We start from the raw sequence: 17950 nt of genomic DNA on the forward strand, positions 1-17950 counted from the left end.
CCAACGTCATTGCGAGCGCACCGAAGCAATCCAGACTGTCTCCGCGGAAAGACTCTGGATTGCTTCGCTTCGCTCGCAATGACGATCGTGGTCGATAGCCGTTGTCTATCCTTTCACCTCGGCCACCGGCTGCGGCTTCGGCGCCTTCTTCGACGCGCGCCAGTTCTCAAAGCGCTGCACCACCACGAAGAAGGCCGGCACGAACAGCACCGCGAGACAGGTCGAGGCCAGCATGCCCGAGAACACCGTGATGCCGATCGACTTGCGGGCGCTGGCGCCGGCGCCGGTCGCGAGCACCAGCGGCACCACGCCGAGGATGAAGGCGAACGACGTCATCAGGATCGGCCGGAAGCGGGCGCGCGCCGCCTCGATCGCCGACTCCAGGATCGGCTTGCCGTCGCGGCCGTGCAGTTCGAGCCCGACCTCGACGATCAGGATGGCGTTCTTCGCCGACAGCGCGATCAGGAGGATCAGGCCGATCTGGCAATAGAGGTTGTTGTCGATCTTGAGGCCGCTCAGGATCAGCATCGGTCCGATCAGCGACAGCGGCACCGCGAGGATCACCGAGATCGGCGCGTACCAGCTCTCATACTGGCCGGCGAGCACGAGATAGACCAGCAGCATGGCAAGCCCGAACACCCAGTAGATCTGGTTCGAGACCGCCTTCTCCTGGTACGACATCGCGGTCCATTCATAGCCGGTGCCGGGCGGCAGCGTCTTGTCCGCGATCTCCTCCATCAGTTGCAGCGACTGGCCGGAGGAGTAGCCCTGTGCCGGCAGGCCGATGATGGTCGAGGAGGGATAGAGATTGTAGAGGCTGATCAGCGACGGCCCCGTCGCCGGTGTGATCGTGGCGACGGTGCCGATCGGGATCATGTCGCCGTTCGAGTTGCGCACCTGCATGTTGGCGATGTCGCGCTCGGTGACGCGGAAGGCGGGATCGGCCTGCGTGTAGACCTGGAACACGCGGCCGAACTTGTTGAACTGGTTGACGTAGGACGAGCCGAGATAGGTCGACAGCGCCGAGAACACCTGGTCGGTGGTCACGTGCAGCGTCTGGGTCTTGATGCGGTCGATCTCGACGTTGAATTGCGGCACCGAGGAACGGAACGAGGACTGCACGCGCTGCAGCGCGCTCTGGCTCTGGCCGTTGGTGACCATTGCGCCGGTGATGGCCTGCAGCTTGGCGAAATCGCTGTTGCCGTCGCGCAGCTCGACCTGCATCGAGAAGCCGGCGGCGTTGCCGATGCCCTGGATCGGCGGCGGCGGCAGCACGATGGTGCGCGCCTCCATGATCACGGCGAGCTTGTCGTTGAGGCCAAAGACCAGCGAGCGCAGATCCTCGCCGGGGCCTTTGCGTGCATCCCAATCCTTCAGGATGATGTAGGCGACGCCGGCATTGGCAAGGCTCGCGCTGCTGTCCAGCGCGGAGATGCCGGCGATGGTGATGACCTGCGCCACGCCCGGCGCATCCTTGATGATATCGCTGGCACGATCGAGCACCTTCTGGGTCCGCTCCAGCGAGGCGCCGTCGGGGAGCTGGATGGCGGCGATCAGATAGCCCTGGTCCTCGATCGGCAGGAAGCCGGTCGGCACTCGCGACAGGCCGTAGCCGCCGACCCCGATCAGCACCAAGGCGACCGCGACCGACACCGTGGCGTGCCGGACCAGGAAGGTGATCAGCCGCGTATAGCCGCGCTCGACCCGGTCATAGACGTTGTTGAAGCCGCGATAGAAGAAGTTGCGCTGCTCCGGCGGCACCGTCGGCCGCAGCCATAATGCGCATTGCGTCGGCTTCAAGGTCGCCGCGTTGATGGCGGACAAGAGCGCGGTCGCCGCGATCACCAGCGCGAATTGCGAGTAGATGCGGCCTGTCAGGCCCGCGAGGAACGAGGCAGGCAAGAACACCGAGATCAGCACCAAGGTGATGCCGACGATTGGCGCGAACAGCTGGTCCATCGCCCGGATCGCGGCGTCGTGGCCGTTCATGCCTTGCTCGATGTTGTGCGCGGCGCCTTCCACCACCACGATGGCGTCGTCGACGACGATGCCGATCGCGAGCACGATCGCAAACAGCGTCGACATGTTGATGGTGAAGCCGAGCGCGGCCATCGCGGCGAACGCGCCGATGATGGTGACGGGCACGGTCGTCGCCGGCACCAGCATCGCGCGCCAGTCCTGCAGGAAGACCAGGATCACGACCAGCACCAGCAGGCCGGCCTCGATCAGCGTCATGTAGACCTCGTGCACCGAGGCCTGCACGAATTTGGTGGTGTCGAACGGCGTGTCGTATTTGATGCCTTCCGGGAAGCGCTTGGAGAGCTCGGCCATCTTCTTCTCGACCGCCTGCTCGACCTGGAGCGCGTTGGCGCCGGGCGACTGGAACACGCCGATGCCGGTGGCGGGCTGCTTGTTGAGCGAGAAGATCTGGCTGTAGGTCTGCGCGCCGAGCTCGACCCAGCCGACGTCGCGCACCCGCGTGACGTCGCCGCTGGTGCCCGTCTTGACGATGATGTTCTCGAACTGGGTGGTGTCGTCGAGCCGTCCGTTGACGTTGAGCGTGTACTGGAACGCCTGGCCCGGCGGCGTCGGCGGTGCGCCGACCTGGCCGGCGGAGACCTGCTGGCTCTGCTGCTGGATTGCGTTGATGACGTCCTGCGGCACCAGGCCACGGACTTGCAGCTTGTTCGGATCGAGCCACACCCGCATCGAATATTGGCCGGCACCGAACACCGTGACGTTGCCGACGCCGGGCAGGCGGGAGAGCTCGTCGCGGATGTTGATGGTGGCGTAGTTGCTCAAATAGAGGCTGTCATACTTCGCCTCGGGCGAGGTCAGCGTCACGAACAGCAGGATCGCGGTCGATTTCTTCTGGACGGTGACGCCCTGGTTCTGCACCGCCTGCGGCAGCTGCGCCAGCGCGCTGGAGACACGGTTCTGCACCAGCACCTGCGCGAAGTTCAGGTCGGTGCCGATCTTGAAGGTGACGGTCAGCGTGTAGGTGCCGTCGGAGCCGCTGTAGGACTGCATGTAGAGCATGTCCTCGACGCCGTTGACCTGCTGCTCGATCGGCAAGGCGACCGTGTCGATCACGGTCTTGGCGCTGGCGCCGGGATAGCGCGTGGTGACCTGCACCGTCGGCGGCACCACGTCGGGATATTGCGCGATGGCGAGGTTGAACAGCGCGACGCCGCCGATCAGGATCATCAGGAGCGCGATGACGTTCGAGAGGACCGGCCGCTCGATGAAGAACTTTGAGATCATGGCCGGCGGCTCCTACTTGGTGGACGCCTGGGACTGGTCGATCTTCGTCACCTGCGGGTCGATCTTCTGGCCCGGGATCACGCGCAGCAGCCCCGCGATCACGACGCGGTCGTCCGGCTTGAGGCCGCTTTCGACCACGCGCAGGCCGTTGTCGGTCGGCCCGATCTGCACCTTGCGCTGCTCGACGACATTGTCGTTGTTGACGACGAGGAGATAGCGGCCGCCCTGGTCGCTGCCGAGCGCGGTGTCGGGGACGAGGAGGGCGCTCTTCTCCTGGTCGAAGGGCACGCGGACGCGGACGAAATAGCCGGGCAGCAGCGCCCGCTTGTCGTTGGGTATGACGCCGCGCACCGCGAGCGTGCCTGTCGATGTGTTGAGGGTCGGCGAGACGTAGTCGAGGTGGCCTTCATGCGGATAGCCAGTCTCGGTCTGCAGGCCCACCTGGACCGGCAACTGTTTGAGGTCGGCGACGGTCAGCCCGCGGCGGGTCGCTTCGGCGCGAATGCGAAGGACGTCCTGCTCGTTGACGGTGAAGTTCACCCAGATCGGGTCCATGGCGACGATGGTCGCGAGCTGGGTCGGGGAGGAGACGCCGACGAGCTCGCCCACCGAAACCAGGTGCGCGCTGACGATACCGTCGAACGGCGCGGTCACGTTGGTGTAGCCGTAATTGACCTCGGCGAGCCTGGTATTGACCTGGGCCTGCTGGAGGCTGGCCTGAGCGTTGTCGCGGGTCGATGTCGAGGTGTCCAGGGTGGACTGCGAGACCGCCTGGCGCTGCACCAGCTCGACCTGCCGCTTGTAATCGGCTTCCGCCTGCTTGACCGTGGCCTGCGCGCCGACCTCTGCGGCCTTCGCCTGCTCGACCTTGAGCTTGTACGTTTCCGGCTCGATCGTGAACAGCTGGGTGCCCTGCTTGACGAAGCTGCCGTCCTGATAGTCGATCGATTGTAGGAAGCCCTGCACGCGTGCGACGAGATCGACGCTCTTGATCGGCGCGGTGTTGCCGGTGGCCTCGACATAGCGCGTCACCGGCCGCTGCACCGGTGTAGCCACATCCACCTTCGGCGGTGGCGGGGCCACGAAGGTGTTCTTGTCCTCGCAGCCGGCGAGCGCGATCACGGCGCTCGCGGCGGCCAGCGCCCGTCCGACATGTCTCCACGCGCCATTGCGATGGGCGAGCGATGTGGGATTCGCGCAGGTCATTCGGTGGCCCCCGATTTCTGTCTGTCGGTGCCGCAGGCTACCAATAAACGCCCGGCCGTGGAACACCATAGCCATGGCAGTCGCCGGCCTTGCACAGCAACCCGCGCCGTGGCCTTTGGCAGGTTTGTCATGAGAAACCGCTTTTCACCGCGCGCACGATCGACCAGAATTGTGTCGGGCGGTGTGCCGGAGACGGAGCAGTTGAAAGAAGAAAAAAGGTGAGGAGCACATGACATGCCCACGATCCTCCACTCGGCCCTTGCCGGCCTCGTTCTCGCAGCGACCCTCGCCATGCCCGCGCTAGCCGATGGCGTGAAGGACGAGGTCGCGCCGACCGGCAAGCTCCGGGTTGCGATCGCGATCAGCCCGGCGGGCGGCGCGTTCTGGTCGACCAAGACGGAAGCAGGCTACGCCGGCGTGCCCGTCGATCTCGGCAAGGAGATGGCCGCGCAGCTCGGTGTACCCGTCGAATATGTCGTGCACCAGAATTCCGGGCAGATCACTGACGCCGCCTCAAAGGGCACCTGGGACGTCACATGGCTGCCCAAGGATCCCGAGCGCGAGACCAAGATGCTGTTCGGCCCGATCTACGAGGTCGCTGACGCCACCTACATCGTCAAGCCGGGTTCGAGCATCACCAATTTCGCCACGCTCGACCAGGCGGGCATCAAGGTTGCGGCCGTCAACGCCACGACCACCATGCGCGGCGCCATTGCGCATCTGAAGAACGCGACGGTGACGGGCTATCAGACATACGATGAAATCTTCGGCCTGCTGAAGAGCGGCGAGATCGACGCCTTCGCGTTGTCACGCGACCAGCTCAACAAGATGGCGCAGAAGATTCCGGGGACACGCGTGCTCGACGAGACCTTCAAGAAGACGGTGACCGCCGTCGCCGTCCCGCTCGGCCATAGCCAGGCGCTGGCTTTCGTCACCAAATTCATGAACGAAGCGGTGACGAACGGCACGTTGCGGAAGGCCTATGACAATAACGGGCTGAAGGACACGCCGATCCGCACCGAATAGGCGGGTGGCGCAGTGGCAAGCGAGCTCCAGATCCGCGCTTTCTCGCCGGCCGATGCAGCCGCTGTGCGGGAGCTGTTCATACAGGTGAATCGTCTGCTGGCGCCTGCACATCTGGCGGAGGCGTTTGAGGGATACATCACCCGCTCCCTCGCGGAGGAGATCGATCGTCTCTCCGATTACTATGCGAGCAGGAACGGCGGTTTCTGGGTCGTCGTCGATGACGGCGAAATGGTCGGCATGTTTGGACTGGAGGCCCAGGGCGAGCACGCGATGGAATTGCGCCGCATGTACGTTGCTCCCGGCGCGCGGCGCCGGGGTATCGCGCGACGGATGATGGCGTTTGCGGAGCAGGAGTGCCGTCGCCGCAATCGGCTGCAATTGCAGTTGAGTACGTCCGAGCTTCAGCAGGACGCGCTGGCGCTGTATCGAAACGCCGGATACGAGAACGTGCGCGAAGAAATTGCCGATGCCGCCAGCAACAAGACACTGGGCGGCGGCATTCGTCGCTATCATTTCACAAAGCGGCTCTGACGGCCTTTGCAGGCTTCTCGTTTGCTATTACGGCCGCCTCAGGGCTCCGCGGTGCGAATGCCCGCGGGGCTCACCTGCAGCTTGAGCGTGGACGTCCTGGTCAGCGCCTTGCCGTCGAACGCGAACGCGATCAGCTCGTTTTCGACCATGCACTGCGCAACGACATGCTTGGAGTCCTTCGACCAAACCATGCCCTGGCACCAATGGCCGATCTTGGCTTCCGCCACTGGCGTGAGTTCGGTCCCCGAAATCCTGTAGACCTTGAGCAGGCCGAAATCGTTGAAGAAGGGCGAGGCCGACGGCTTGTTCGAGCCGTTCATGACGGTCACTGCGACATGGCTGCCGTCCGGTGACATCTTCACCGCCTCAGGCGTCTGCCCGACGGTGACGGTCGAGACGACGCGGATCGGCTTGGCGGTCATGTCGATCAGGCTGATCGTGTCGTTGTCGCCGCTGCCGGCGCCGACATTGCCGACGACGGCCGCAGCGCTGCCGGTGAGGTCGATGTCGTAGGGGCGGATGCCCGCGGAGAGGTCGCGCTTGGCGTACTCGACCTTGGTCCCGTCCACGGTGAGCAGCGAGATCTTGCTGTCGCCGTCGCGGGTGACCAGCGCGGTCGCGCCGTCGCGCGAGAACACGGCGTGGCTCGGGCCCGACTTGGCATCACCAAGCTGGATCTTGCCGGCCGGCGTCAGCGTGCTCCCGCTGATCGCAAAGACCGAGACCGTGCCCTCGCTGCGGTTCGCAACGAGCGCCAGCGTGCCCGCGCGATTGATCGAGACGCCGGCCGCGCCCGCGCCGGCCTGGTGGGTCGCGAGCACTTTAGGCGGGGAGGACTTCAGGTCGATGACCGAGAGCTTGTCGTCAGGCACCGCCTTGGTCGGATCCGCCGGATCGATCTTCATCGCGCCAGTCACCAGCGCAAAGGCACCGTCCGGCGCAATTGCCACGCTCGGCGGCGGGCCGACCACGCTGGCAGGCGCCGGCACCTCGCCCAGCAGTTTCAACGCGCCGTCGGTGAAGTCGATGACGCTGACCGTATCCGGCAGCGGCTGCTTGCGTACCACGGCAGTGCCGTTCTCCAGCACCATCTTGCCGTCATTGGCGCTGACGACGATCTCGGCGTGGGCGAAATTGGCAAGGCCGGCCAGAGACGTGGCGACCAGAGCGGCACGGCGCCTGCGCCTGTGAAGAGCGGTTGTCATGCTTCCCCCTGAGACTTTGTTCTTGTCCGGCAAAGCTAAATGCAACCGGGCGCATGGCGCAACAATCCGGGCGCGATCATTTTTGCCGTCGCCCACGGAATAAACCTGCATGCCTCGGTAAGGACGGCGCGAAGCAGGCGGCTGCGTGAAAAATCTCGTCTCGGCTACTGCGCAAAGTGTCTCGTGCGTCAAACTGACACAGCGCTGTCATCCGCCGCCATTACGTTCCCGAGCGTCGGCGTCAATCCTTCGGGGCAACACAACAATGAAAACCAGATTTCTGACGACGGTCGCGTTCTTCGCGGCCGCGACGGCACTCGCGTGCAGCATTCCCGTCCTCGCAGACGATTTCGGTCGGGACCGGGATCATCACCGTCATCCGCACGACATTCATACGGAAACGCCGATCAAGCATCTCGTGATCATCTTCAACGAGAACCGCTCGTTCGACCATTATTTCGCGACCTATCCGAACGCGGCCAATCCGTCCGGCTCGATTCCCTTCGTGCCGAAGCCGCATACGCCGAAGGTGAACAACCTCGTCACGGCCAATCTGCTGGTGAACAATCCGAACGACAGCCCGGCCAACGGCACTGGCGCGACCGACCCGTTCCGTCTCGACCGCACCCAGGCCAACACCCGCTCGCAGAACCATGCCTACACGCCCGAGCAGCAGGCCGTGGACAACGGCAAGGCAGACCTGTTCCCGAAATTCACTGGGCGCGGCACCGCCGGCGGCGCCGGCGCGTTCGGCACGAACGGGCAGGTGATGGGCTATTTCGACGGCAACACCGTCACCGCCTTCTGGAACTACGCCCAGCACTTCGCCATGAGCGACAACAACTGGACCGACACGTTCGGCCCGTCGACGCCCGGCATGCTCGAAGTGGTCGCCGCACAAACCAACGGCGTGCAGCCGGTCATCGGCACGTCATCGTCGATCGCCGACGGTCAGGGCGGCCTGACACTGACCGGCGACACCGACCCCGGCAACGACGTCTGCTCGAGCACGACGAGCACGATGCTGATGGGCGGCAAGAATATCGGCGACCTGCTCAACGCCGAGCACATCAGCTGGGGCAGCTTCATGGGCGGCTTCGACCTCACGCTCAAGAATGCCAACGGGACGACGGGCTGCGCCCGCAGCACCTTCTCCAGCAACGTCAACGGCACGATCGTGGACTACACCCCGCATCACGCCTTCTTCCAGTATCACGAGTCGACGGCGAACCCGACCCATGCGCGGCCGAGCTCGGTCCGTGCGATCGGCCATACCCATGACCTCAACGGCAAGGTCGATCCGGCCAATCACAATTACGATCTCGAGGACTTCTATGCCGCGGTGAAGGCCGGCAATTTCCCGGCCGTCTCCTACATCAAGATGCCGGCCTTCCAGGACGGTCATGCCGGCAACTCCGATCCGCTCGACGAGCAGGTCGGCAATGTCGAGCTGATCAACTTCCTACAGAAGCAGCCGGAGTGGCGCGAGACCGCGGTCATCATCACCTATGACGACTCCGACGGCTGGTACGACCACCAGTACGTCGCGCCGAAGAGCGCCTCGTATGATCCGACCGCCGATCAGGTCAACGGCCCCGGCCTCTGCGGCCTCGGCGCCGGCAAGCAGCCAGCGCCGAAGGGGCTCGGAGGCCAGCCGGTCAACGGCCGCTGCGGCCCCGGCACGCGCGTTCCCCTGATCGTGGTCTCGCCCTACGCCAGGACGAACTATGTCAGCCACACCTATACGACGCAGGCTTCGGTGGTTCGCTTCATCGAGGACAATTGGCTGCACGGCCAGCGGCTCGGCGGCGGCGCATTCGACGCCACCACGGGATCGATCATGGACCTGTTCGACTTCGACCATGATCACAGCCACGATCTCCGGGCCGATGCCCTTTTCCTCGATCCGACCTCCGGCACCGTCATCACGAGCCCGCCGGACGAGCACCACCACCACTAGTCCAACGGTACTCTTCTAATGAACAGCCGCACCATGTGGCTCCTCGGCGCCGGCTTGCTTTGTCTGGCCGGCGCCGTCTTTGCTGCCGGAACGAAAGGATTTGCAGAGACGAATAAAGTGGGTGTGAACCCGAACCCGGTCCGTCTCATGCGTCCGCCCGTCGCTCCTCTGTCGGCGATGGCACAGCTCGGCAAGGAGATCTTTTACGACGCCTCGCTCTCTTCGTCCGGAGCGCTGTCATGCGCCTCCTGCCACAGCCCGGATCACGCCTATGGGCCGCCCAATGACGGACCGGTGATGCTTGGCGGCGCCACCCTGTCGCGGCAGGGCGCACGCGCGGTGCCGTCGCTGACCTATCTCGACCGCCATCCGAATTTCAGCATCGGCCCCGACAAGGGCGACGACGACAACATCATCGACCTCGCGCAGATGGCCGCAATCGGCCAGCAGTCGGCGCGCACGACGAAGACCGCGGGCGGCACCGGCGCATCGACGAACATCGTGCCGCAGGGCGGCCTGTTCTGGGACGGCCGCGCCGACACGTTGCAGGACCAGGCGCTGTTTCCGCTGCTCGATCCCAACGAGATGGACGGCGGCAGTGCCAAGATCGTCGCGGACAAGCTGCGACGCGCGTCCTATGCCAACCGCTTCGTCGAACTGTTCGGCGCCGGCGTGCTGAGAAATCAGCGGCTCCTGATTGCGGAAGCGATGTTCGCGGTCGCGCGCTATCAGGTGGAGGAGCCGAGCTTCCATCCCTACACCAGCAAGTACGACTACTGGCTCGAAGGCAAGGCCCGGCTTTCCGAGAGCGAGCTGCGCGGACTGCAATTGTTCAACGACCCCGACAAGGCCAATTGCGCGGGATGCCACACCTCGGCCCCGACCCGCGACGGCCTGCCGCCGCTGTTCACCGATCATCAATACGAGGCGCTCGGCGCGCCACGCAATACCGTGCTCACCAATAATCGCGATCCCGATTATTTCGACCTCGGCGTCTGCGGTCCGCAGCGCACCGACATCCTCGAGCAGACGCAATATTGCGGCATGTTCCTGACGCCGACGCTGCGCAATACGGCGACGCGTCACGCCTTCTTCCACAATGGCGTCTTCAGCACCCTTCAGCAGGTGATGGACTTCTACAATTTCCGCGACACCAATCCGGAAAAGGTGTTTCCGCGCGCCGCTGACGGCACGGTGCTGAAGTACGACGACCTGCCGCCGAAATATCACGCCAATGTGGATGTCACCGATCCGCCGTTCGATCGCCATCCCGGCGACAAGCCGGCGATGACGGAGCAGGACGAGGCCGACATCATCGCCTTCCTGAAGACGCTGACGGACGGTTACAAAGTGGAGAACTAGCTCGCCTTGCCCGCATGCCATGCGGCGAGCACGGCCTTCTCCTCATCCTCTGTCAGTCCGACGACAGGTCCGTTGCTGCGGCGGAGCCAGGCGCGCGTATCGCGCGCGGTGACGGCTGGTGGGCGTGAGGTCAGCCCGGCCCCGCGCGCCGGCGAGGTATCGCGCGTCATGAAGCCCGCGAAGTCGGGCAGGGGCAGCCACATCGGCAGCGACCGCGGGCCGACCCAGCGCCGGACGTCATGCGCCTCAAGGAAGGTGCGATCGATCCAGGTGAATTTGCAGGACGGGTTCAGCGCGGATGCGCACTCGGCCAGAACTTCGCCGCGCGTGCGAACCGGCCCAATGCCGTCATAGATGCCGGTCAGGCCGACCTCTGCCGCATGCACGATCCATTGCGCGAGATCGCGCACGTCGATGAACTGGACGGCGTCATCAGGCGATCCCGGTGCCAGCACCTCGCCGCCGCGGACCAGTCGCGCCGGCCAGTACGAAAACCGTCCCGTCGGATCCTCCGGCCCGACGATCAGGCCGGCCCGGCAGATGAAGGCGTCGCTGCCGACCGCCTGTTCGCAGGCGACCTTGGCGGCGCCATAGATGGCGTCGGTGGTGTGCTCGATATCCACTGTTACGGGCTCGCGGAGCGATGCCGTGTCGGCGCGCTGCCCGGGCGTGCGATTGTCCGCATAGACGCTGACGGTCGAGACGAAGCTCCAGTGCACGCCCGGCCGCTTCAGCGCCGCCACCGCGCGGCGAACCTGACCGGGATGGCGCGAGACATCGACCACGGCATCGAACGTCCCGCCCGCGAGCGGCGCAAGCCCGTCAACGCTGTCGCGGTCGATCATCACGAAGCGGGCGCCCGCCGCGATCGGTCCCGCGAGGCCGCGGGCCGCGCAAGTCACGTCGTGCCCGGCCGCGCAGGCATGGGTGGCGATCGCGCGCCCGAGAAACTGGCTGCCGCCGAGGACTAGCAGGCGCATGAGATGGCCGATGACATCGTGGCGCTTCCTTCCCGATCACGAGTGGGAGAGGAAACCTACGACGTCCGGTAGCAGTTGCAAACCGCTTCCTCAGCGCGGCTTGATCTCCGCATATTTCGCCATTGCCTTCTCGAACTTCCGGTTGAACAGCCACATCGCGGCTAGGATCTCGCGGAAGCTCGCCGAGGTCCTTGCCCGGTCAGCCTGTCCGAACGCGAAAATGCTGTTGTTGCGCAGATGCTTCATGATGGTGGGGCTGGACACCCTGTAATTCAGCAGATCGCCCGATTTGAGCGCGGACCTTGTCGGGGTCGGGACGATCTGGATCAGCTCGAACAGCTTCATCTGGTCGATCGGGTCGGGCAGCGTCTTCACGATTGCCGGGATCTCCCGGAAGATATCCGCATGCGCGTTCATCAGGCCGTCGCGCACATTGGTCCAGTGGTTGAAGCGATGATCGGTGCCGCGGGCGCGCGCTTCCTCCCTGTCGTCGCGCGCGCTGAGGTCCGGATCGATCGCTGCGATCTCGCCCTTGATGGCCTCCCATTTCCTGCGGCCGTTGCGGTCCTCGGACGGACCAGTCTGGAAGCTGCCCATATAGGTGTTCGAACGTCCGTTGCGGACATTCTGCTTGCCGTTGGTCTCGGCAAAGAACAGTCCCAGGCTGATGCGCCCTGCGGCTTCGGCGTGACCAGGTGAAAGCCCCTTGGCGCGCGCGATCGCGGCCGCGAGATCGACGACGTCCCTGAACGGCGTCTCCGAGTTCTGTGCATTAGCCGGCGGCGCCTCCATGATATCGAACAGCCGCGCATATTCGTCGATCAGGGGTTCGATGGCGACATCGAAATAGGCCGGAGGAATCTCAAACTTGTTGGGCTTGCCGATCCGAGACGGCATGGCGTCCGTGAGATCCTTGTAGCTGCTGATGACGGCGACGCGTGCGAGATAGAGCGCCTGTCCCGGCAGGTTCGGCAGCGGCTCCTTCGCCTCGATCTGGCGCCGCCGCTCGGCGAGGATCGATTTGAAATCGCCAAGCGCGCGCTCGTAGGTGGCAAGCGCTTCCGATTGCTTTGGCGTCGGCGCGCCGCTCTGTGCAACGGCGGGCGTCGCGACGAAGAAGGCAACAGCCGCAAAGGCCGCGGCGGCAAGTCGTCTCGATCCCATGGCGGTTCCCCGTCGATTCGATGGCCAGGGAGATCGTAAGCATCAGACGCGCGCAGCCGCAATTCTCCTCTCACGCCGCCCGGTAATCCGGCGCCGTCGCCAGGAACTTGGCATAGGCATCAGCGTCCGGCGGCTGGAAGCGTCCTTTGAGCCCGCCGCGCTTCTGCTCCTTCGCGCCGATATCGGCCATCAGCTCGTCGAAATGGCGGTAGTGATAGGGCGCGACGCAGAGGCCACCATAGACGCCCGCCGCCGGCCGCTCGATGCGCTTGAAGTGCAGCATCATCTCGATGTTGTCGCGCATCGCCTGCGCCGTCGGCTGGTTCGCGAGCTGGCCGTCGGCGTAGCGCACCAGCCAGTTGGCGGCGAGGTCGGCGCAGAGCACGGTGCAGAACGACGAGTTGAAGCCGACGAAGCCGAGCTCCGGCAGATCGGGATTGGCGATCAGGCGATAGAGCCGGTATTGCCCGTCGGCATCGACCAATTTCTGCCGATAGGCCTCGGGCAGGAACGGCACGCCGAGCTTGTAGCCGATCGCGAGCACCGCGACATCGGCACCGACGCGCTCACCGCCGCTCATCACGATGCTGTCGCCCTCGTAATGATCGAACGTGCCGAACACCGCCTTGATGCGGCCATCTGCGACCATCGGGTAGAAGCCCGGCGTTGCGATCGGCACCGAGCAGTTGACGCCGTCCTCGATCCGCTCCGCCGGCACCATCTTGCACTGCTTGAGCTTGAGCTGCGCCTTCAACAGGCTCTCCAACCCGCGCCAGTTGGCCCAGACCAGCGGCGCGGCGATGCGATGGGCAAGCCTTGCCATCGCGCTGGCGCCCCAGCCCGGAAACATCTCCTCCTGCGCGCGGATGTAGAGGATGCGTTTGAAGTTCACGAGCCCGCCGATGAAATAGGGGATGCGCCAGACCGGCTCGCGCATCACGATGGTGACCTCGCGGGCGCCAGATTTCACAGCGTTCACGGCGATGTCGGTCGCTGATTTCGAGCCACCGAGCACGACGACGCGGCGGCCTTTCGCCAGCGCCGGATCGCCGTATTTCGACGAGTGCAGGATCTGGCCGCCGTACGCCAGGAAACCGTCCTCGCCCGGACAATGCAGCTCGCGCGGCTCGTTGAATTGGCCGGTGCAGACCGCGACGAAATCGAAATCTTCGTTCGTCGTGCCGTCCTTGCTCGTCAGGGTGAGGCTCCAGCCCGGTCTGCCGTCGGCGCGGCGTGCCATGCCGGCGACCTCCGTGTTGAGGCGCAACATGCGGTCGAGGCCAAAACTCCTCGCGTAGTCGGAGAGATAGGTGTGGACCTGCGGCCCGGTCGGCCATTCCGGATAGGCGTCCGGCATAGCGCGATCGGTGTAGCGGTAGAGATCCTTCGGGCTCTGGGTCTGCACCTCAGGATAGGAGCGCGCCGGCTCCCAGACGCCACCGAGATCGCCGCTACGCTCGACGATGGTGACGCGGTGGCCGCGGGCGGCGAACGCCTTTGCGGCGGCAAGGCCGGAGACGCCGGCGCCGATCACGCAGACATGCTTGGGACTGATCATGAGATTGCTCGATGTGTTTCGTGCGCAAGCGGCCGCGTTCAGCCGCAAGGCGCGGCCGGCAAGACCTGCAAGCAGATGAAAGTGGACGATACGGCGACGGCTAGTCGTTGGCCTCGGGCGGCAGGAAATCGACCTCGTGCAGCGCCGAGATGCGCACGACTTCGGCCGGGTCGGTCAGATTGTGGAGCTGGTTGAACAGCGCCTCCAGCTTCTGCATCGGCGAGACCCAGAACAGCGCGCGGCACGGCTTGTCGGATTTGTTGAAATAGCCGTGCGGGATGCCGCGCGGCATGCGCACGAGGTCGCCGGCATGGGCCTTGACCCACTGGCCGTCGAGCTTGAGGTCGAGCGTGCCTTCCTGCACCAGGATGAACTCGTCCTGGGTCGGGTGGATGTGCACCGGCACGAACTGGCCGGGATCGCTGTTGGTCTCGAACGCGAAGGTAGAATCGGTGACGGCCTTGGGGAAGTAGACCTGGCCAAGGATGTTCCAGCTCTTGCCGCCATAGCCCGTGCCGTTCGTGGTAATGCCCTTTTCGAGTGCAGTCATGGCTTGCTCCTCATGGATTCCGGCGGGGAGGGAGCTTCGGCCAGCCATGGGTCGCCTGTCTATCCGCTAAACGAATCCGGATGCGGCTATTGCCGTGCAGCACGACAATTTTGTGGGGGCGGCCCTTTTCGCGTTGGGTGGACTATTATAGGCTTAAAACATTCCGTGACGCGAAGCGTGGTCCACGATGTCCGCAGCCGTGCAGGAGGTGAGCGCAAGGGCGTCCGCAGCCGAACGGCTTGCGGCTTTCGCCCGCGTCACCACTGACGATGTCGACGAAGCGGCCGAGCAGATCGGGCGCATCTTCTGCCCGCACGATCTCACACCGTCACGGCCACGCGCGGCTGGCTTCTCCGCCCGGCACAATTGCGCGGCCTTCGACGGATTTTCCATCAACTACGTCGCCTATGGCGGATCGGTCAGCATCGATCCCGGCTGCCTCGAGCGCTTCTTCCTGGTGCAGGTCCCGCTCACGGGCTCGGCCCGCATACGTGCCGGCGCCGGCGAGCTCGATGCCAGTCCGGGCCGGACGGCATCGCTACTGTCGCCGACTATTCCGACCCGGATGATGTGGAGCGATTGCGCGCAGGCGATCCTGCTGCTCGACCGCCGTCTGGTCGAGCAGCGCGCCGCAGCGCTGTCGGGCAGGGCGACTGGTGCGGTTGAGTTCGATCCTGCGATCGACCTGGACACACCGTCCGGACGCCGCCTGCAATCCAGTCTTGCCGAGCTGACGCTGATTGCCGAGCGCCTCGGACCGTCCGGCAGGCTGTCGCCGGTCGCGATGGCCGATTGGCACGAGGCGATGCTCGATCACCTCCTCAACGGGCAGCGGCATGGCTTGTCGGATGCGATCCGGACGTTCTCGGGCCAAGCCGAGCGACTGCCGCGCGCACTGCGCGCAGCGCGCGACCATCTTGCGGACAATGCCGGCGAGCCGCTCGACCTCGTGCAGCTTGCCCGCGCCTCCGGCATCGGCATCCGCGCGCTCCAGCTCGGCTTCCGCCGTCACTTTGGCGTCTCGATCTCACAGATGCTGCTCGACATGCGCCTTGCCGGCCTGCACGCGCGTCTCGCGCAGGCCGCGCCTGATGCCTCCATCACCGGGATCGCCTTCGACCTCGGCTTCACCCATCTCGGTCGCATGGCCGGCGCCTACCGCGAAAAATTCGGCGAGACGCCGTCGGCGACGCTGCGGCGAAGGATGAGCTAGGCCCGAGGCGGCTACTTTCGCGATCGCGTGGTGCCGCCGTCTTCAGCCGCCTGCCTGCGCAGGAAGCCGTCGACGTCCGCCTGCACCGAGTAGGGCGTCGGGATCGCATCGCCCGCGGAATCGACGGCGGTGTCGAGCGAGCGGCGCAGCATGCGTGCGAGCTCGGCCTTGCGGTATGGCTTCGTCAGCAGCGGTGCGCTCATCGTGGCGCGGCCCAGAGCTTGCGAGTCATACGCGTAGCCCGAGGTGAACAGCACCCTGAGCGAGGGCCGCGCGGCCACCATCTGCTCGGCGAGCTCGCGTCCGTTGATGCCGCCGGCCATGACGATGTCGGTGAACAGCAGGTCGAACGCCTTGCCTTCCGCCGCGATGGTGAGCGCTTCGGTGGCGTTGGCGGCCGGGATGACCTTGTAGCCGAGGCTCTCGAGCTGCACCGTGACGTATTGGCGGACGTCGCGGTCGTCCTCGACGCACAGGATGGTTTCCTTGCCGCCCACGACCTTTCGCTCGTCATAGCCGGCGGGGCGAAGCGTGCTGGTCTCGGCCTTCGGCAGATACATCGTGAATGTCGTGCCGCGTCCTTCGGTGGAGGCGACCTTGATGCCGCCGCCGGACTGCTTGACGAAGCCGAACACCATGCTGAGCCCGAGCCCGGTGCCCTTGCCGACTTCCTTGGTCGAGAAGAACGGATCGAAGATGCGTTCGAGAATGGCCCGGGCAATGCCGGTGCCGGTGTCGGCGATCTCGATCTCGACATAGTCGCCGGCATAGCCGGCGCCGACCGCCACGGCCTCGCGGACGCCGAACACCACGTTGCGCGTCGTCAGCGTGAGCTTGCCGCCGCCCAGCATGGCATCGCGGGCGTTGATGGCGAGGTTGAGCAGCGCCGAGCTCAGTTGACCGCGATCGGCGAAAGCCAGCCAGACATTGGTGTCCAGCTTGGTCACGATCTCGATCTTCTTGTCGAAGGTCGCCAGCAACAGCTTGGCCAGTTCCTCGAGCAGCTCGTTGACGTCGATCTCGGCCGGCTGGAGTGCCTGCTTGCGGGCAAAGGACAGCAGGCTCGATGTCAGCGCGGCGCCGCGATCGGCGGCCTCGCTGATCAGCTTGGTGATGGTCGCAAGCGGCGGATTGTCCTTCACGGCGTCGGCGAGGATCTCGATCGTGCCGGTGATCACGGTGAGCATGTTGTTGAATTCGTGCGCGATGCCGCCGGTGAGCTGTCCGACCGCCTCCATCTTCTGCGCCTGGATCAGCTGCTCCTCGGCGGCCCGTTTCTGCGTGACGTCCTTGACGAAGGTGTTGATGATCTGGCGTCCCCCGAGACGCAGCGCCGTGCTGGATGCCTCGATCAGGATCGCGTCACTGTTCCTGTGCAGCAGGCTCGCCTCGAAGCGGATGCCGATCGGCGCATGCGCCAGTTCCGGCAGCAGCCGCATCATGCGTTGCCGGAAGCCGTCGCGGAGCGGCGCGGCGATGAGGAGCTCGACGACGTCGGCGCCGAGCGCTTCCTGTCGCGACCACCCGGTCAGGGCCTCGGCCTGGAAGCTCCACTCCAGGACGATGCCGCGCTCATCGGTCTGAACGAAGGCGTCGAGCGCGGTCTTGATGATGGCTTGCGTGATCTGCGCGCTCTCGGCGACGGCCTTCGCCTGATTCGCCAGGGCTGCGGCGGCCTGATCGTGCTGCGTCGTCTCGATCGCACGCGTGCACAGACGCGCGATCAGCGCCGCAATGACGGCGCTTGCGAGCAGGGCAATGATCTGGGGCGTGCCGAAGCCGCCGGCAGCTCCGGTCACGGCATAGGAGGCGAGGAGGGCTGCGGCGGTCACGACGACCTGCACGGTCATCGCGAGTGTCAGAAGCCCCCTGAGTTTCATGTCTCACACCAAAGACGTCAGCCGCGCATGTCGACGAGCCCGGCATCATGT

The 17950-nt window shown here is 65.2% G+C and carries 13 protein-coding genes; 5 read left to right on the forward strand and 8 right to left on the reverse strand.

Annotated features, from left to right (window positions below; genetic code table 11):
- Window positions 1-105 precede the first annotated feature (105 nt).
- Together QA649_RS13475 and QA649_RS13480 are read right to left on the reverse strand one after the other, a co-directional pair.
- Window positions 106-3264 (reverse strand): multidrug efflux RND transporter permease subunit, encoded by a 3159-nt coding sequence (locus QA649_RS13475; protein WP_283024610.1) that lies wholly within the window; start codon window positions 3262-3264, stop codon window positions 106-108.
- 12 nt (window positions 3265-3276) lie between these two features.
- On the reverse strand, window positions 3277-4470 hold the full coding sequence (locus QA649_RS13480) for an efflux RND transporter periplasmic adaptor subunit (RefSeq protein WP_283024611.1): 1194 nt from the start codon (window positions 4468-4470) through the stop codon (window positions 3277-3279).
- Between the two features lie 234 nt (window positions 4471-4704).
- Here QA649_RS13480 and QA649_RS13485 point away from each other — a divergent pair, with 234 nt between their 5' ends.
- Entirely contained in the window at window positions 4705-5496 is a 792-nt protein-coding gene (locus QA649_RS13485; RefSeq protein ID WP_283024612.1) for an ABC transporter substrate-binding protein, read from the forward strand.
- A gap of 12 nt (window positions 5497-5508) precedes the next feature.
- On the forward strand, window positions 5509-6027 hold the full coding sequence (locus QA649_RS13490) for a GNAT family N-acetyltransferase (RefSeq protein WP_283024613.1): 519 nt from the start codon (window positions 5509-5511) through the stop codon (window positions 6025-6027).
- Window positions 6028-6065: 38 nt separating this feature from the next.
- On the opposite strand, the gene QA649_RS13495 is transcribed toward QA649_RS13490, so the two are convergent.
- Window positions 6066-7232 (reverse strand): beta-propeller fold lactonase family protein, encoded by a 1167-nt coding sequence (locus QA649_RS13495; RefSeq protein ID WP_283024614.1) that lies wholly within the window; start codon window positions 7230-7232, stop codon window positions 6066-6068.
- Window positions 7233-7497: 265 nt separating this feature from the next.
- On the opposite strand from QA649_RS13495, the gene QA649_RS13500 reads away from it, so the two are divergent.
- Together QA649_RS13500 and QA649_RS13505 are read left to right on the forward strand one after the other, a co-directional pair.
- Window positions 7498-9192, forward strand: coding sequence for an alkaline phosphatase family protein (locus QA649_RS13500; RefSeq protein WP_283024615.1), 1695 nt, complete (start codon window positions 7498-7500; stop codon window positions 9190-9192).
- A 147-nt stretch (window positions 9193-9339) separates the two neighbouring features.
- The gene (locus tag QA649_RS13505; protein ID WP_283024616.1) at window positions 9340-10554 is read left to right on the forward strand and encodes a cytochrome c peroxidase; all 1215 of its coding nucleotides are present in this window, start codon (window positions 9340-9342) and stop codon (window positions 10552-10554) included.
- Here QA649_RS13505 and QA649_RS13510 read toward each other — a convergent pair.
- The 4 genes from QA649_RS13510 to QA649_RS13525 all read right to left on the reverse strand — a co-directional run bounded on the left by QA649_RS13510 (window position 10551) and on the right by QA649_RS13525 (window position 14806).
- Entirely contained in the window at window positions 10551-11534 is a 984-nt protein-coding gene (locus tag QA649_RS13510; protein ID WP_283024617.1) for an NAD-dependent epimerase/dehydratase family protein, read from the reverse strand. The two genes, QA649_RS13505 and QA649_RS13510, sit on opposite strands and share 4 nt — an antisense overlap.
- 90 nt (window positions 11535-11624) lie before the next feature.
- Window positions 11625-12698: a hypothetical protein gene (locus tag QA649_RS13515; protein ID WP_283024618.1), complete on the reverse strand. Its 1074-nt coding sequence runs from the start codon at window positions 12696-12698 to the stop codon at window positions 11625-11627.
- 70 nt (window positions 12699-12768) lie between these two features.
- Complete coding sequence (locus QA649_RS13520; RefSeq protein ID WP_283024619.1) at window positions 12769-14256, reverse strand: NAD(P)/FAD-dependent oxidoreductase; 1488 nt, start codon at window positions 14254-14256, stop codon at window positions 12769-12771.
- Window positions 14257-14356: 100 nt separating this feature from the next.
- On the reverse strand, window positions 14357-14806 hold the full coding sequence (locus QA649_RS13525) for a cupin domain-containing protein (RefSeq protein ID WP_283024620.1): 450 nt from the start codon (window positions 14804-14806) through the stop codon (window positions 14357-14359).
- A gap of 187 nt (window positions 14807-14993) precedes the next feature.
- Here QA649_RS13525 and QA649_RS13530 point away from each other — a divergent pair, with 187 nt between their 5' ends.
- Window positions 14994-16019, forward strand: coding sequence for an AraC family transcriptional regulator (locus tag QA649_RS13530; protein ID WP_283024621.1), 1026 nt, complete (start codon window positions 14994-14996; stop codon window positions 16017-16019).
- Between the two features lie 11 nt (window positions 16020-16030).
- On the opposite strand, the gene QA649_RS13535 is transcribed toward QA649_RS13530, so the two are convergent.
- The gene (locus tag QA649_RS13535) at window positions 16031-17899 is read right to left on the reverse strand and encodes an ATP-binding protein (protein ID WP_283024622.1); all 1869 of its coding nucleotides are present in this window, start codon (window positions 17897-17899) and stop codon (window positions 16031-16033) included.
- Window positions 17900-17950: the final 51 nt, after the last annotated feature.

This window comes from Bradyrhizobium sp. CB1717 (assembly GCF_029714325.1).
Classification (GTDB): domain Bacteria; phylum Pseudomonadota; class Alphaproteobacteria; order Rhizobiales; family Xanthobacteraceae; genus Bradyrhizobium.